General features: G+C 66.6%; 8 protein-coding genes. 3 read left to right on the top strand and 5 right to left on the bottom strand.

Annotated elements, in window-relative coordinates; all coding sequences use genetic code 11:
- Positions 1–430: 430 nt before the first annotated feature.
- Both NNX34_RS01990 and NNX34_RS01995 read right to left on the bottom strand, forming a co-directional pair.
- A complete protein-coding gene (locus NNX34_RS01990) occupies positions 431–562 on the bottom strand; it encodes a hypothetical protein (protein ID WP_255764880.1) in 132 nt (43 codons plus the stop codon).
- 212 nt (positions 563–774) lie between these two features.
- Positions 775–5934, bottom strand: coding sequence for a hypothetical protein (locus NNX34_RS01995; RefSeq protein WP_255764881.1), 5160 nt, complete (start codon positions 5932–5934; stop codon positions 775–777).
- Positions 5935–6778: 844 nt separating this feature from the next.
- On the opposite strand from NNX34_RS01995, the gene aroA reads away from it, so the two are divergent.
- From aroA to NNX34_RS02010, 3 genes are read left to right on the top strand one after another with little or no spacing between them, the layout of a single operon-like run.
- On the top strand, positions 6779–9844 hold the full coding sequence (aroA, locus tag NNX34_RS02000) for a 3-phosphoshikimate 1-carboxyvinyltransferase (protein WP_255764882.1): 3066 nt from the start codon (positions 6779–6781) through the stop codon (positions 9842–9844).
- On the top strand, positions 9841–11106 hold the full coding sequence (locus NNX34_RS02005) for an acyl-CoA dehydrogenase family protein (RefSeq protein ID WP_255764883.1): 1266 nt from the start codon (positions 9841–9843) through the stop codon (positions 11104–11106). The genes aroA and NNX34_RS02005 overlap by 4 nt, the downstream gene beginning before the upstream one ends.
- Before the next feature lie 7 nt (positions 11107–11113).
- Positions 11114–13138, top strand: a complete 2025-nt coding sequence (locus NNX34_RS02010; protein ID WP_255764884.1) for an FAD-dependent oxidoreductase — start codon at positions 11114–11116, stop codon at positions 13136–13138.
- A 49-nt stretch (positions 13139–13187) separates the two neighbouring features.
- Here NNX34_RS02010 and tuf read toward each other — a convergent pair whose 3' ends face one another.
- The 3 genes from tuf to rpsG all read right to left on the bottom strand — a co-directional run bounded on the left by tuf (position 13188) and on the right by rpsG (position 17293).
- Complete coding sequence (gene tuf / locus NNX34_RS02015; RefSeq protein ID WP_227918747.1) at positions 13188–14378, bottom strand: elongation factor Tu; 1191 nt, start codon at positions 14376–14378, stop codon at positions 13188–13190.
- 219 nt (positions 14379–14597) lie between these two features.
- Complete coding sequence (gene fusA, locus NNX34_RS02020) at positions 14598–16712, bottom strand: elongation factor G (protein WP_255764885.1); 2115 nt, start codon at positions 16710–16712, stop codon at positions 14598–14600.
- A gap of 110 nt (positions 16713–16822) precedes the next feature.
- A complete protein-coding gene (rpsG, locus tag NNX34_RS02025) occupies positions 16823–17293 on the bottom strand; it encodes a 30S ribosomal protein S7 (RefSeq protein ID WP_146361062.1) in 471 nt (156 codons plus the stop codon).

Genomic DNA, 17293 nt, shown 5'->3' on the forward strand with positions numbered 1-17293 from the left:
ACAGACTGAATCCGGATAATTCCGGGTTCCTCACCCTGCCGAGGCTCCGACCCCCGCGCTCGGGCGTGTCGCGGTGTTGAGACCAACGACGCCGAGCAAGAATAGGGGCGGGTTATATATGGGCTCTTTCCCTGAAGGATCCGACCCTGCATCAGGCATTATCCTGACCGGGACGAAATCTCACCACTGCCTGGCCCCTGCTGTTCGCAGGAACGTGGGCGCGTGTGGGCACAAAAGCGCTTGAACAACTTCTCTAGTCTGCCAGACTCGGGCACAGATGGCTAATCAGGTATCTGTCTCCGGAGGTCTCCCTCCAGGGTCCCGACGCCGGGCTGCCCAAGTCCGTTCACGCTGCTCCCGGGGTAAACCCCTCAACGGGCGGCGTGTTAACTTCCACCAGTCTAACGCACCGAGGGCGGCGCCTTGGAAGTCAGGAGCTGCCGTCCCGGTTGGACCGGCGGATGCGCTTGGCCCGCTCGATTTCGGGGCGGAACCGCTTACGGGACCACCCGATACCTGCCACCACTGCGGCCACGATCACCAGAAGGATAAGGAATTCCATCTTCCGAGCCTAGCGGAGCCGTTGCCCGGCGTCAGCGGCACGGGGCTCCTCCTTAGTCTGCGCGCGGCGGTCTGCGCCTTGCACGGGATTGCTGCTGGTCCCTCCCCCGATCCCTCCGGCACCGGAGCCGGCCAGGTCGGCCGGAGCCGGTTGGCCGGTGCCGGAGAACAGCCTCTCCCCTGCGCTGCACGCGCCAAGGATCCGCCGGGCCGTCAGTGCGTGCGGTCCTCTTCGGGTCCCTGCATACGGCCCGGACCGTGTGCGTCCGTTCCGGGTCCGGCGTTGCTCCCGGATGCAGGCCCGACTCCATCGGCACTGCCGGTGGTGGAGGGTCCGAAGACCGCCGAGGCACTCCCCTGCGCCGGATACACCGCTGCCGGTGGCGCCGGCGGAGCAAACGCCGTTGCCGAACCCGACTGAGTGAACCCGGGCACCGGCACCGGAATGGCCGGTGGGGTCCCCTGCGTAGTTTGAACAGTTGGATTCCCCGGGTCATCGGTCCGCACGCGGGTGAGCCGCCAGACGGCCAGGGCGATCAGCCCGATACCCAGCAGGGCCAGGAGCAGGAACGTGTAGCCCCGCAGGTACCAAAGCACCGCCAGCGCTACACCGGCCGCGCCCCACAGGGTGAACAGCCGTCTGCTGGCCAGGAGGCCGAAGGCCAGGAGCCCGGCATGTGCCACCAGCGCCCAGAGCTGTTTTCCACCTCCACCGAAGATGACAGTGGACAGACCGCTGGCGGAAAGAATGACGGCCGAAACCACCAGGACCGCAGTGCCCCGCCGGTCACGTTTGCGAAGGAACTCGTAAGCCGCCAATCCGGCCAGGACGGTGGCCCAGTACTGCAGGGACCAGAATCCGCTGACGTGGCCCAGGACGAGCCAGCCCATCCGCTGCACCGCGAGTGCAGTCACCAGCACGGCGGCCTGCACTGCCTGCTCGCGGAATCGGGATGGAACCTCCAAGAGTGCCAACGCCAAGGCAGCAACCACAGTCAGTGCACCGGCTGCGGCGGACGAATCCGGGGCCATTGCCGGTATGGCGGCCAGAGCCGGGATAAGGGCCGACGCCGAACCCAGGATGCGCCGGCGGAGCTGCGAGGGCGAAATGCTGCCCGCCGCACCACCGGTCCCGGACTCTTCGACCGGACGGACGGGGGTAAGGAGGCGGATGGCTTGGAGAACAGCCACGGTCCCCCAGAGCGGCAGCAGCGAAGCGAAGCCGGTGTCCCCGCTGCCGGCCAGGATCGTGTCGAAGAGTCCCCGGAACAGGACCATCATTCCTACGGTGAGCAGGACCGGCGTCCCAACGGCCAGCCAGGTGAGGCTGCGCGTATAGGAGACCGCCAGGAAGATCACTGCGCCCAGGACGAAGGCAGCAGCCGTCAGGAAGCGGTTGTCTGCGGCCGCGCTGATCGCAAGGACGGTAGAGGTATACCCGATGGCAGTTACCAGCAGTGCCGTACGGGTGGGCTCGTCGAGGGACCGGCGCGCTTCCCCGCACAATGCCGCCGCTGCGAGGACGAGCAGAACCGATCCTGCCGCGCCGGTGGTGAGCAGCGGTTCCGGAATTGGCCCCCGGCTGCTGAACTCCAGCAGGTCGGCGAGGACCAGCCCCAGCACACCCAAAGCGTACGCGGCGGGATAAACAACCCAGGCTGACCTCGGGTGGCCTTCCGCGCGGCGCCGCGTGAACACCGCCGCGGCGGTGATGAGGAGCAGGACCAGGTGCAGCGCAACGACGTCCCGTTGGATTGCCGTTCCGGCAAGGAATCCGTAGGTGATCGGAAGCAGGGCCAGCAATGCGATGCTCAGCCACTGCGACGTTTCCGAGTATCCATGGGCGTCGAGCCGGCGATGCAGCAGGGTGCGGAACAACTGCTGTATCGCCAGAGCCATTGCCCCCGCAATGTACAGACCGTGCATGCCGACGCCGAGGTCGGTGGCTACGAGCACCGTCTGGACCACCAGCAGGCCCTGCACGCCGAGGAGATATAGACCGCGGTTGGGTTCCGAGCGCTTCAGTGCGAGGTGCGCCGAGTAGGCCAGCGCTGCCAGAACCAGTAGTTCGTAGCCGCACAGCCCCAGTACTCCGGCACCTACGGCCGCGGCAGCGGCGAATCCTGCCAGCGCCGCTGCTTCATACCGGTCGGGAAGCAACAGCGATGTGGCTGCGTTTGCGGCCAGCGCGGTCCAGAGCAACGCCAAGGTCCAGCCGGTCCCGTGTCCCTCGACCCCGCGGGATGCGGCAGTAGCCAGCAGCGCCACCAGTGCGGCGGCGGCGAGGAACTCGGCAGCAAACTTCAGCGGCCTGCCCCTCCGCACCCGGACGACGGCGGCCAATTGGCTGAACACTGCCACGCCGGCGGCGCAGACGACAAGGAACATCAGCATGCCGCTTTGCGCTGCCGGGCCCTGGAGTCCGATATATGCCAGCGGAACTCCTGTTGATGCAGCCAGGCCGCCCCACCGCGCCCATGCTGCAAGCCCCAGGGGTTCCAGCATCCCGGCAAAGATGGCCCGCAGCACCTGTCCGACGGCAATGCCGACTGCCACGGCAGCGAAGACCCGGTGCACGTCCCCGGTCAGGTCGGCCGCCGCCAGCCCGGCCAGGACAACCGCCAGGATGTGGGCAGCCAGGAGGTAGGCACCACGGAGGGGGTTGCTGCGTCCCAGGGCTAGGTATGTGCAGTAGGCAAGGGCTGCCAGCACGAGGATCTCGTACCCCCTGACCCCCAGGACGCCCGCTCCAACGACGGCGGCTGCGGTGAAGCCGGCGGGTGCAGTCAGAGCCGGCCAGCTGCGGCGGAGCAGCAGCGCCGTAAACACGTTGACACCAAGCGCCGTTGCGAGAACGGCCACGGTGGCAACTGCTCCGTTGCCTTCCGCCGCCCGTACGCCGATCTCCATCAGCAGCACCAGTCCTGCTGCGGCGACAGCTCCGACCGAAGCCTTGGTGCCGGGGACACTCCTACTGCCGGTGCCGCCGGCGGTCCCGCGGGAGACTGCGGCAGCGGGCGCCGGCAAACCGGTACCGGCCTCGCCGCGTTCACCGAAGTGCGTCCGTCCCGCCGCCCCAAGTGTGTAGGCACCTTGGGTGAGGACCGCGGACCCGATACCGATGAGCAGCAGGACGACTCCGGTCTCCGACCGTGCCGCCGTGTAGGTAAGGAGGTAATAGAGCGGGGGCAGCGCCGCCAGCACGCTGACGGTTGCCCACAGGAGTGTCTGGGAGAGTCCGAGCCCCCGGAGTTTCCGGTCCAGGAGGACCCGCAGGAGATGCTGGGCAGCCAGGCAGACCGCCATGGCAATGAAGATCCCGTGCACCCCTGCTCCGAGGTCTGCGGCAATCAGGGCAGACAGAGCAGTCAGCTGGGTCTGTCCTGCCGCCAGGTAATAGGTTCGGTGCGTCTTGGGTGCCAGCTTCCAGGCCAGGACGGCACAGTAGCAAAGAGCAGCGGCTGCAAGCAGTTCGTAGCCCCTGACGCCAAGGACGCCTGCACCCGTAAGCGCAGCAGCCGCGAAGCCAGCCGGTGCAGCAAGGAGATACCTTCCGGAGGGCCGCAACACGGATGTCAAAACGTTTCCGGCCACAACGGTCCACAGGCCCAGCAAGGTCAACGCCAGCCCCGGCGATTCCTGGAAGCGGAGCAGCAGGGTCAGGACCGCCGCGGCAGCAGCGGCAGCCGTGATGGCGGCACCCGGGAAGCGTTCGGGTTTCGCGCGCCGGGTACGGACAACGGAAACCGCCTGGTTGGCCGTCAGTGCGAGCACCGCGGTGACGAGGCCCCAGGCTCCTGCATTCACGCCGGGTACTCCGGCAAGGGATGCAAGGACAGTCAGGGCCACCAGCAGGACAGCCGCAGCACGTGCGGCGAGGACGAATACCAGGCGTTCCTCCGCGCCGCCCCGCACCGCACGGACCACCAGGTAGGCAGAGAGGACTGCGGTGGCCAGGACGCCCGGCCACAGTGCGTCACCGGGCATCAATGTGTTGGGCACGAAGGCCAGGGCGGCAGGCACCAGGACGGCATACTCGAGCAGTCCGCCCAGCTTCCAGGCAGCGGCCAGATACGTCATCAGGACCACGACGGCGGTTCCGGTGAAGGCAGCGGAACTTCCCGAAGACTCCCATTCGCGAACCACGTACCAGAGTCCGGCTGCCAGTGCGGTGCACGCCTGCAGAACCAGCAGGGCGGCCACATCGACGCGGAAGAACCTGCGTGCAGCCTCTTCGGGGGCAGCCGCCGGTTTCTTTTTGAGGCTGATGGCCGCCGCTGCAGGCCCGGATTCGGCTGCCGGGGCCGGCGGGAACGCGGCGGGAGATGACGGGGCCGGCGGGGCCGGCGGTGCCGACACACCTGCGGGCTTTTCGCCCTGTCCCGCCGCCGTTGCCAGCGGAGCGGACCCCCCTGTTGATCCGGCACCGGCCTCGTGGCGGGAACGCTCGTCGATCTCCCCGTCCAAAGGCAGCCCGGTGCTCCTGGCAGCCACCTGCAGCAGGGCTGCGGCCCCGTACAAGGGGCGGCGTGCCAGGACCCCTGCCGTCTGGACCGCGACCTGCACTGCGAACGCGAGCAACGTCAGCTGGGTGCTGTCCGTAAAGGAATAGAACAGGGACGTAAGTCCCACGGTGCCGGCTGCCCGCAGTCCGTAGCTGTTGACGAGCTGGTTTCGGGCGGGTCCCTGCCAAAGCATGACTGCGTAGTAGAGGGCGAATGTGAGGAACAGGATTCCCAGCTGCGCCGCGCTCAGCTGGCCGGAGATCTGGACGGTGGCTATGGCCGTAGCCGGAACCAGATAGCGGTGGGAGCGGACAAATGCGTCCACATAGAGGTTGTTCAGCCAGCCCGGACGCCGGACCGCCGCGAGGCTGATCAGGGTGGCGATGATGACGGTGAAGAGGAAGTACCAGACAATTCCCCAGCGCAGTGCCGCACCGGAAGCCAGGCCCGAGGACAGCAGGAACGTCAAGGCGAGATAGGTGACTACCCGGCTTTCAATCTTTGCAGCGGCGTAGGCGAACGCCGCGGTTCCAACCACCGAGGTGACAAGCCAGGCTGCAGGCCCGTCCGGAAGCACGAAATTGAACAGGGCGAGTCCGACCACGGGGATCAAGGCCAGGCCAGTACCCGTAAAGGCTACGGCTGCCGGCCGAAGGCGGGCGCTCCTGGCATGGATGACCAGTCCTGAAACGTAGAACAAAGCCGTGACAGCGACAACTCCGAAGAAGCGCGCCTCTGCGGGGATGGCCAGCCCGATGAACAGTGCCGCGGCAGCCACCAGCAGGAGGCTGGCGGAGTAGAGCGTGATGTTGATGTTGCGCAGGTCCCGGCGGCGTTTTTCTTCCTTCAGCTCGGCTTCCGTCTTCACCGGCGGAGCCGGCTTGGGGGGAACCGGCCTGGGCTGGACGGGAACGTTCCGGTTCGGTGCGGCAGGCACGGGGGCGACGGTCGGCGGGTGGCCGCCCGGCACCCCGGCAGGGGGCACAGCCGCTGACGGAGCATGGAACGGAGACGAGGGAACAGTGTAGGAAGAGACATACGAAGCAGTGGGTGCCGGGGCTGCAGCGGGGGCAGGTGCCGCGGCGGCAGCCGGAGCCGGTGTAGCAGCAGGTGCACCGTGGGCAGGTGAAGCAGGAGCCGGTGCGACGGCGGCAGGATCCGAGTCAGCCGAACCCTCCGGAACGTGGATGGTCGCCGGTGGCCGGAACCGCGCAGCTGCATCCCTGAATCCCGCCCGGTAGCCGTCCTCATAGATTTGGGCCGGCGGCGGCAGCGGCCTGCCCTGGCCGTCGAGGGGTCGGGCGGCTTTTTTGCCTGCCGACCGCCCTACGGCGAAACTGGCTGCGGCTGCGGCCAGGAATAAGAGAAAGACCCCCATGAAACTGCTACCTTCCGGTTCGAGTTCGACTGGAGACCATCCTAGGGTGCTGCACCTCACATCCCGGCAACTGTTCGATCCGGTGTGCGTATCTTTCCGTGCGTGGCGCACCCGGGCGTCCTGTGCAGGAACAGTCCCCGCGTGCCCGCGGCCAAGGGGCAGCCGGCCGGTCCCGGTCCGGACCCGGAAGGCGGCCCGGCGACCCCCGGCCGAAATGCGCTCCGCCTGACGATCTGGGCCAAGGGCTGTTCCCGCCCGGATAACGAACTGGTAGCGTCGGCGCACGAGGAGCCAGGGGGAAGGCGCCCACACGAACGGAAAGGGCCTTGCGGCCATGTATCTTTCGGTCCTCGGAACGCACTCCGGCATCACCGGAACGGTGCAGGTTCCCAACTCCAAATACCACGCCCACCGGGCGCTGATCCTGGCTTCCCTGGCTCCGGGCACCAGCCGCATTTCCGGCCTGACCGATGCCCGCCACGTGCAGTACACGGTGGCTGCGCTCCGCCAGCTCGGTACCGGAATAGAGGTGCAGGATGACACCTTTATCGTCCACGGCGGGCCGTACCGTCCACGGCGTGCCGTTGTCTCCGCCGGCAGCTCCGGAACCACGTTGTACTTCATGGCCGGACTCGCCTCGCTGGGGACACGCGACGTCGTCGTCACCGGGCAGAAATACTTCCAGCGCCGTCCCATCGGCGCATTGCTGGCCGCCCTGCGCGAGATGGGCGTCGACATCGCCTCGAGCGACGACTGCCCTCCCCTGCAGGTTGCCCACGGGCGGCCGCGCGGCGGTGAAGTCCATATCTCCGGGACCCTCTCGCAGTGGATTTCCGGACTTCTGCTGCTGGCACCGTTTGCCCGCTCCGAAACCACCGTGGTGGTGGAGGGCCAGCAGAATGAATCCAGCTACGTGGAACTGACCCTCGCCATGATGGCGCGGTTCGGATTGCAGGTGGAGGCCTCCGAGGACCTCAGGCGCTTCCGGATTCCGGCGGACCAGCAGGCCGTCCCCGCGGACCTGCGGCTCCCCCCGGACATCGGGTCGGCGGCCTTCGGAATCGCGGCGGCGGCCCTGCATCCGGCAGATATTTCCCTTACCGGACTCAGCGCCACCTCTTCAACCGGATCCGACCATCCCGAGGCTGACTTCCTTGACCTGGCGGCACAGATGGGAGTGCCGATGGACTACGACCAGGCAACCGACGCGGTGAGGGTCCGCCATCAGGGCCTGGACCTGCAACCCGTAGACGTCGACTGCCGCCGCGTCCCGGACATGCTTCCGGTGCTGTCCGTGATGGCGTGCCTCGCCAAGGGGCGGAGCGTTTTCCGCAACATCGACCATGTGCGGATGAAGGAGTCCGATCGGGTGGCCGCCATGCTGCAGCTGAACTCCATGGGCGCGGACCTCACCGTGGAGGGCTCTACCTTGGTGGTCCGCGGAGTCGGCAGCTTGGACGGGGCCGATCTCTCCTCTTTTAATGACCACCGGGTCCTCATGTCCCTGGCCGTGGCGGCCTCAGCCGCAGAAGGACGCAGCACCCTCACATACCCAAACGCCTACCGCATTTCCTACCCCGAATACCTGGCGGCCATGACCGCTTTCGGGCTGCGCATGAAGGTCGAGGACGGCGTGATCCAGCGTCCCCGCCGCAGCCGGCCGGCCCGGACCGCACGCGGAAGCCGCTCCCGAAGCATTTCCGGACCGGCCGCAGTGGAGGCGGCAGCGTCCGTCACCGGTCCGGACTGGGTACGGCGCTGGGCGGCGGAACGCCCCAACGAAACAGCGGTGGTCGACGGCGGCCCGCGGGTATCCGGGCACCTCACCTGGTCCGAACTCGACACGCAGGCCGACCGCGTCGCCGCAGCACTGCTGGAGCTGGGGGTGCGGCCGGGCGACCGGGTGGCTTTCCAGCTCCCCAACCGAAGCGAGTTCGTTGTCCTCACCGTGGCTGTCCTCCGCCTCGGCGCGGTCGCCGCACCCGTGATGCCGATCTTCCGGGAACGGGAGGTGGCGCTGGCACTGAACCGGGCCGGCGCCCGCGTCTTCGTTGCCGTCGAGGAGTTCCGCGGACGCCGGCCTGCGGAGGAACTGGCCGGGCTCCTGCAGCGCACGGACCGAGCCGATGCGGTGCCCGCCCCCAAGGTAGCGGATGTCCTCGTGCTGCCCAGTGCCGCGCCGCGGCGTCCCCTCCCCTCTGTTGCCGGCGGCCCGCGGTTCCACGACTGGGACGCTGTGCTGAGCCGCGTTACCCCTGCGGCTGTCCTCCGTCCCGGTGCTGCGCCAACCGCCGGGGATCCTGCACAATTGCTTTTCACCTCCGGAACCTCCGGGGAACCCAAGGGTGTGGTGCACCGTCATGGAACGCTTAGCCGCGCTGCGGCCATGGAAGCGGCGCACCTGGGCCTCACCAGTGATGACGCCGTCTTCATCCCGTCGCCCCTGGCCCACCAGACCGGCTTCCTGTACGGAATGTGGCTCTCGTTCGTCCTCGGCTGCCCGCAGATCCTGCAGCCGGTCTGGGACGTGGAGCGGGCCGTGAAACTCATGCGCGGGTGGCGCGCCACCTTCGTCCAGGCAGCCACCCCGTTCCTCACCGACTTGGTTGCCGCCGTAGACGCGGGTACCGCCGCTCCGCCCAGCCTGCGCATCTTCGTTGCCACAGGCGCCGCCGTCCCCCGGCACCTCGCCGAGCGCGCCACACGCGTCTTGGGCGCGGGCATCTGCGGTGCGTTTGGAACCACTGAAACCTGCCTGGCCACCCTGGCGTCGCCCGGGGACGAACCGGTAAAAGTGTGGGGCACCGACGGGCGGGCCCTGGCGGGTGTGCGGGCCCGGATAGTCGACGACGGCGGCCTCCTCCTGCCGCCCGGCGTGGAAGGAAATTTCGAACTTCTCAGTCCCACCGTCTTTGACGGGTACCTTGACCGTCCGGACCTGACCAAGGAAGTCTTTACCGAAGACGGCTGGTACCGCACGGGAGACACCGCCGTCCTCGATGATGCCGGGTACCTGCGCATCACCGGACGGGTTCGCGACATCATCAACCGCGGAGGGGAGAAAATCCCGGTGGCCGAGATCGAGCAGCTGCTCTACCGGCATCCTGCCGTACGGGACGTTGCCGTGGCCGCCATGCCCGATGACCGGCTGGGCGAGCGGGCCTGCGCCTTTGTCGTTCCCGTGGCGGGGATGCGCCCGCAGCTGGGTGATCTCACCGGGTTCCTCGACCGGCACCGCGTCGCCAGGCATTACTGGCCCGAACGCCTCGAGCTGGTTGATGCCCTCCCCCGCAATGCGGTGGGCAAGGTGCAGAAGTTCCTGCTGCGGGACAGGGCCCGCAGCTTCCCCGACGGCGGCGGACCGCCGAAGCCCGGCACACCGGATCGGAGCAGCCTGTGAGCACTGCAGCCATCGCACCCGACGGAAGGGGCAGCAGTATCCCGGACCCTGAATACCGAGAGCTGCTCACGTCCGTTACCGCGTGGGTCGAGGGCCCCGGCGAGTCATGGGCAGACCGCATTGAAACCAGCGGCACCGCACCCGATGCCCTGTGGAAGGAACTCCGCGAGGCTGGCTTCCTTTCCCTGGCGGCACCTGTGGAACTGGGCGGCCGGGGGCTGAGCTTTGTCCAGTGGATGGGGCTGATGGAGGTCTTCTCCCGTTCACACGCTTCGGTCCGCATGATCGTGCACGTGGTCAACGGCACCTGGCGGGCCATGAATCCGCATGCCGACGAGGCGCAGCGAAGGAAATTCGTCCTTCCCTCCGTGGCAGGAGAGCTGCTGGTCGCCTTCACGCTCACGGAACCGGGCAACGGCACGGGAGCGGATATCACCTCGAGTGTCCGGCGGGTCGGCGACACCTACTACCTGACCGGCCGCAAGCATCTGATCACGTTCGGTGTGCGCTGCGACTACTGGCTGCTTTTTGCCCGGCTGGAGGGCAGCTCCGGCAGCGGCGGAACGGTCGCGCTGCTGGTGGACCGGCAGGCGCCCGGCGTCGAAGTGGAAGACACCTCGCAGACCATGGGGGTCCGCGGCACCGACCATGCCTCCCTTGCTTTCAGGGATACTCCGGTCCCCGTCGCCAACCGACTCGGAGCGGAGGGAGACGGACTCGCCGTTGCCCTCGGCGGCTTCCTCACCCCCAGCCGGATCTCCGTGGCGATGAGCTGCGTCGGGCTGGCCCAACGTGCCCAGCAGCTCGCAGTTGCCCATGCCCTGGAGCGGACCACTTTCGGGAAGCCGCTCGCCGCACGGCAGGCCATCGCCTTTGCGCTGGCGGAAAACGCCGCTGATATCGAGGCTGCCCGCGCTTTGACCCTGCACGCAGCTTCGGCCTGGCAGGACGGCGCTCCCGACGCCGGTTCGCTGTCCTCCATGGCCAAGCTGACCGCCGTCGATATGCTCACCCGTGTGACCGACAAGGCACTGCAGGTCCACGGCGGCATCGGCTACTGGAAGTCCGCACCCATCGAGCGGGTGTACCGCGACGCGCGGGCGCAGCGCTTCGAAGAGGGAACGAATGAGATCCAGAAAACCGTGATCGCCCGCGGTATCTTCCGCCGGGACCAGACACCGGCCGACGCCGCGCTGCCCGATCCCGATCCGTCTCCCGAGCCGTCTCCCGATCCGTCCGCGGCTCCTGCCGCCCGTCCCTGACGCCGGCATGCTGGACCGGGTCTTCTCCCCCGTTTCCCTTGGGCCGCTGCAGCTGGACCACCGGATCATCATGGGCTCAATGCACCTGAACCGGGAGGATGACCCGCTCGCCCTGGCCGCGTTCTATGCGGAACGGGCGGCCGCCGGAGCCGGGCTGATCGTCACGGGCGGAGCGGCCGTGAACCGCGCCGGCGCCGGCGGACCCAACTACCTGCTGATCAATGAGCCCGAAGCCGCCGCTCGGGTTTCCCCGATGCTCAACGCGGTGCACGATGCGGGCGGCAGGCTTGCCCTGCAGCTGTTCCACGCGGGACGCTACGCCCGGGAGGGCACATACGGGCTGCGTCCGGCCGCGCCGTCGGAGGTGTATTCAGGCTATTCACGCACGCTGCCCCGAGCGCTCACGCCGAAGCAGATCGAAGACACGCTTGCGGACTTCGCCGCGGGTGCCGCTGCCGCCCGCGCCCTGGGCTTCGATGCCGTGGAAATCATGGGGTCCGAGGGTTACCTGATCAACCAGTTCGCCTCGCCCCTGACCAACCTGCGACAGGACCGCTGGGGCGGGGATCCGCAAAGGAGACAGGCTTTTCCGCTGGCGGTGCTGCAGGCTGTCCGGGACGCCGTAGGGCCCGGCTACCCGGTCATCTACCGGACGTCGGGCGCAGACCTCGTCGCCGGGTCGAGCTCCCGGGAGGAATCGGCGGCCCTGGCGGTCGCACTGGCGCGGGAGGGGGCCGATGCCGTCAACATCGGCATCGGCTGGCATGAGTCCAGGGTCCCGTCCGTGCAGGGCATGGTTCCGCATGGCCGCTGGATGGCCATTGCAGGGGAGATCCGCGCGGCCCTGGCGGCTGCGGGAGTTCCCGTGCCCGTCATCGCCGGCAACCGGATCAACTCGCTGGAGCATGCGGAGCGGGCCCTGGCCTGCGGGCACGCGGACCTGGTTTCCATGGCCCGTCCCTTCCTCGCCGACCCGGCGATCGTGGCCAAGACCCGGCGCGGAGCGTCGAACCTCGTCAACACCTGCATAGCCTGCAACGAGGCCTGCATCGACCGTTCACTGGGCGCCGAGCCTGTCTCCTGCCTGGTCAACCCGCGCGCCGGCCGCGAAACAGAGTTTCCGCTCCCGCTGAAGCCGCCCCGGCGAGCCGTGAGCACCCCCGCACGGGTTGCCGTGGTGGGGGCCGGCCCGGCGGGGATGCAGGCCGCGGCAACCCTGGCGCTGGCCGGACATCGCGTGGACCTCTATGAACAGGACAGCTCCATCGGCGGGCAGTTCCGGCTGGCCGGCAAAGTGCCGGGCAAGGCAGACTTCCTGCAGACAATCCGCTACTTCACCCATGAACTGGCGCGGCTGGGCGTCCGCGTCCTGACCGGCGCCGCCCCCGAAGCCGCGCAGTTGGCCGGCTATTCACACCTGGTGCTGGCCACCGGTGTCCGGCCCCGGACCGTCCATCTGCCGGGCACCGGCCTGCTCCCCGTGCTGGACTACCGGCAGGCCTTCGCGGACCCGGCCCCGCTGGGCCGCCGTGTGGTCATTGTCGGTGCCGGCGGCATTGCAGTGGACCTTGCACGCCTGCTGGCGGATCCCGGCGTTGCGGGCGGTCCCCGGGACGTGACGATACTGCGCCGGGGAGCCCGAATCGGGCAGGGCATCGGCCCGTCCACACGGTGGGCTGTGCTGCAGGACATCCGGGCTGCCGGCGTCCGGACCCTGGCCGGGACCACGCCGTTGGACGTGACTCCCCTCGGGCTCCGGGTCCGGAACCTTGACGGCACGACGGCGCTCCTGCTGGCTGACGCCGTCGTCCTGGCTGCGGGACAGGTGCCGTACAACCCGCTCCGGTTCCAGCGCGACGCCCGCGGCATGCCCGGTACGGTGATCGGCGGCGCGCTGGACGCCTCGGGCCTGAACGCGGTCCGTGCCTTCGAACAGGGGCTGGCGGCCGGCACCGCCGTGGCGCGCCACCTCGACCGGCAGAAACCGGAGGACGGGCCCCGGCTTAAAAGCAGCAGGGCCCCGCTGCCATAAGCAACGGGGCCCTGCTAAGAACCGATGAGGTTCAGGCTAAACCATCAAATTACTTGATGATCTTGGTGACGCGGCCTGATCCAACGGTGCGGCCGCCTTCGCGGATAGCGAAGCCGAGGCCCTCTTCCATAGCGATCGGCTGGATGAGCTCAACGGTCATCTCAGTGTTATCGCCGGGCATAACCATTTCAGTGCCCTCGGGGAGGGTGATGACGCCGGTTACGTCCGTGGTACGGAAGTAGAACTGCGGGCGGTAGTTCGAGTAGAACGGGTTGTGGCGTCCGCCTTCATCCTTGGACAGGATGTAGACGTTGGCTTCGAAGTCGGTGTGCGGGGTAATGGAACCCGGCTTCACGACAACCTGGCCACGCTCTACGTCTTCGCGCTTGATACCGCGGAGCAGCAGGCCACAGTTCTCGCCGGCCCATGCTTCGTCAAGCTGCTTGTGGAACATCTCGATACCGGTAACCGTGGTCTTCTGGACCGGACGGATGCCGACGATCTCGACCTCGGAGTTGATGGCGAGGGTGCCGCGCTCGGCGCGGCCCGTGACAACGGTTCCACGACCGGTGATCGTGAAGACGTCCTCGATCGGCATCAGGAACGGCTTGTCCTTGTCGCGAACGGGGTCCGGCACGTTGTTGTCAACGGCTTCCATGAGCTCTTCGACGGCTGCAACCCACTTGGGGTCGCCTTCGAGAGCCTTCAGGCCGGAAACGCGGACGACGGGAGCGTTGTCGCCGTCGAAGTCCTGGGAGCTCAGCAGTTCGCGAACTTCCATTTCCACGAGGTCGAGCAGTTCTTCGTCGTCAACCATGTCGGACTTGTTCAGTGCGACCAGCAGGTAGGGAACACCAACCTGGCGGGCGAGCAGGACGTGCTCGCGGGTCTGTGCCATCGGACCGTCGGTAGCGGCAACCACGAGGATTGCGCCGTCCATCTGAGCTGCACCAGTGATCATGTTCTTGATGTAGTCAGCGTGGCCGGGGGCGTCTACGTGTGCGTAGTGGCGCTTCTCGGTCTGGTACTCGATGTGCGAGATGTTGATGGTGATGCCGCGCTGGCGCTCTTCAGGTGCAGAGTCGATAGCAGCGAAATCGCGCTTTTCATTCAGATCAGGGTACTTGTCAGCAAGCACCTTCGAAATGGCAGCGGTCAACGTCGTCTTTCCATGGTCAACGTGACCAATGGTGCCGATGTTGACGTGCGGCTTAGTCCGCTCGAACTTTGCCTTCGCCACGGGTTCCTCCTAGAGAGTTAGAAGACTCAATCTCCAGCCGCGCTTTTCGCAACTGAAACTGATGTAAGTCTACTTGGGGCTGTTTATTTGATGAAATTGCCGATTTCCGCAGCAGCCTCGCAAGGCCGCTCAGTCTGGCTATGCGCCCGGTCCGGGCCGAAGCCCGGACCGGCCGCACACGGTGGGTGGCCCGGCGTGAACCGGTCCACCCTCCAAGTTTTACTCGCCGCGCGTCTTCTGGATGATCTCGTCGGCAACTGCCTTCGGGACCTCGGCGTAGCTGTTGAAGGACATGGAGTACACGGCGCGGCCCTGGGTCTTCGACCGCAGGTCGCCGATGTAGCCGAACATGCCGGACAGCGGGACGTGCGCCCGGATGACCTTTACGCCGGCTGCGTCTTCCATGGACTGCATCTGGCCGCGACGGGAGTTGATGTCACCGATAACTTCACCCATGTATTCCTCAGGGGTGCGGACTTCAACATCCATCAGCGGTTCAAGCAGGACAGGGCTTGCCATACGTGCGGCTTCCTTGAAAGCCTGCCGTCCGGCAATCTTGAACGCCATTTCCGAGGAGTCGACGTCGTGGTACGCGCCGTCAAGCAGCGTAGCCTTGATGCCGACAACCGGGTAACCGGCGAGCACACCGTCAGTAAGCGCGCTCTGGATACCCTGGTCAACGCTGGGGATGTATTCGCGCGGAACGCGACCACCGGTGACCTTGTTCTCGAATTCGTAGAACGTGCCGTCGGACGTATCCAGCGGCTCGATGGCGATCTGGATCTTAGCGAACTGACCCGAACCACCGGTCTGCTTCTTGTGCGTGTAGTCGTGCTTGGCGACTGCACGGCGGATCGTTTCGCGGTAGGCAACCTGGGGCTTGCCCACGTTTGCCTCGACGCGGAACTCGCGGCGCATGCGGTCCACCAGGATGTCCAGGTGGAGCTCGCCCATGCCGGCGATGATGGTCTGGCCGGTGTCTTCGTCGAGGGAGACCTGGAAGGTCGGGTCCTCTTCGGAGAGCTTCTGGATGGCCGTGGAAAGCTTCTCCTGGTCACCCTTGGTCTTCGGCTCGATGGCCACGGAAATCACGGGCTCCGGGAAGCTCATGGATTCCAGCACGATCGGTTCCTGAAGGTCGCACAGGGTATCGCCCGTGGTGGTGTCCTTCAGGCCGATGGCGGCGTAAATGTGGCCCGTCGTGATTTCCTCGACCGGGTTTTCCTTGTTGGCGTGCATCTGGAAGAGCTTTCCGATGCGCTCCTTCTTCTGCTTGGTCGCGTTCATGACCTGGGCGCCGGAAGCAGCGTGACCGGAGTACACGCGGATGTAGGTCAGACGGCCGAAGAACGGGTGCGTCACAACCTTGAATGCCAGAGCCGAGAACGGAGCGTTGGCATCAGCGGCGCGTTCGAGGATGACCTCTTCGTCGCGGATGTCGTGGCCCTTGATGTTCGGGACGTCAAGCGGGCTGGGCAGGTAGTCGACGACGGCGTCCAGCATCGGCTGCACACCGCGGTTCTTGAAGGCAGAGCCGCACAGAACCGGGTAGACCTCGGAGTTGATGGTCAGCTTACGAATGCCGGCCTTCAGCTCGGCAATGCTGATCTCTTCGCCTTCGAGGTACTTGTTCATCAGTTCGTCGCTGGCTTCAGCAACGGTCTCAACGAGCTGTGCGCGGTACTCTTCGGCCTTTTCCTGCAGTTCTGCGGGAATCGGTTCGATTTCGTACTTGGCGCCCATGGTCACGTCACCCTTGGCGTCGCCGCGCCAGGTGAGTGCACGCATTTCGAGGAGGTCAACGACGCCTTCGAATTCGCTTTCGGAGCCGATCGGCAGCTGGAGGACCAGCGGCTTGGCGCCGAGGCGGTTGATGATCGTGTCTACGGTGAAGTAGAAGTCAGCGCCCAGCTTGTCCATCTTGTTGACGAAGCAGATACGCGGAACGTCGTACTTGTCGGCCTGGCGCCAGACAGTCTCGGACTGCGGCTCAACGCCTTCCTTGCCGTCGAAGACAGCAACGGCGCCGTCGAGGACGCGCAGGGACCGCTCAACCTCGACAGTGAAGTCAACGTGACCCGGGGTGTCGATGATGTTGATCTGGTTGTTGTCCCAGTAGCACGTGGTAGCTGCGGAGGTGATGGTGATACCCCGCTCCTGCTCCTGTGCCATCCAGTCCATCGTGGACGCACCGTCGTGGGTCTCGCCGATCTTGTGGTTGACACCCGTGTAGAACAGGATGCGCTCAGTGGTAGTAGTCTTGCCGGCATCAATGTGGGCCATGATGCCGATGTTGCGGACCTTATTCAGGTCGGTAAGCACGTCAAGTGCCACGGTTTCTCCCTTTTTTGGTTGCTTCCGTCAACGGCGCTTATCCGGCTGAAGCCCTGCGGCCCGCAAATGCGGGCCACAGGGCCGTCAGCGGCTGCCGTCAGCTTGGCGTATTACCAGCGGTAGTGGGCGAAGGCCTTGTTGGACTCGGCCATCTTGTGGGTGTCCTCGCGGCGCTTCACAGCTGCACCAAGACCGTTGGAAGCGTCCAGGATTTCGTTGCGCAGACGCTCAGTCATCGTCTTTTCGCGGCGGGCCTTGGAGTAGCCGACCAGCCAGCGCAGGGCCAGTGCAGTTGCACGACCCGGCTTGACCTCGACCGGAACCTGGTAGGTAGCGCCGCCAACGCGGCGGGACTTGACCTCAAGGCTCGGCTTGATGTTGTCCATGGCCTTCTTCAGGGCTGCAACCGGATCCTGTCCGGTCTTCTCCTGAGCGCCTGCAAGTGCACCGTAAACGATGCGCTCTGCGGTGGACTTCTTGCCGTCTACCAGAACCTTGTTGATCAGCTGCGTGACCAGCGGGGAGCCGTAGACGGGATCCAGTACGAGCGGCCGCTTGGGGGCCGGACCCTTGCGGGGCAT

It is taken from the genome of Arthrobacter sp. zg-Y1116 (assembly GCF_024385485.1).
GTDB lineage: Bacteria > Actinomycetota > Actinomycetes > Actinomycetales > Micrococcaceae > Arthrobacter_B.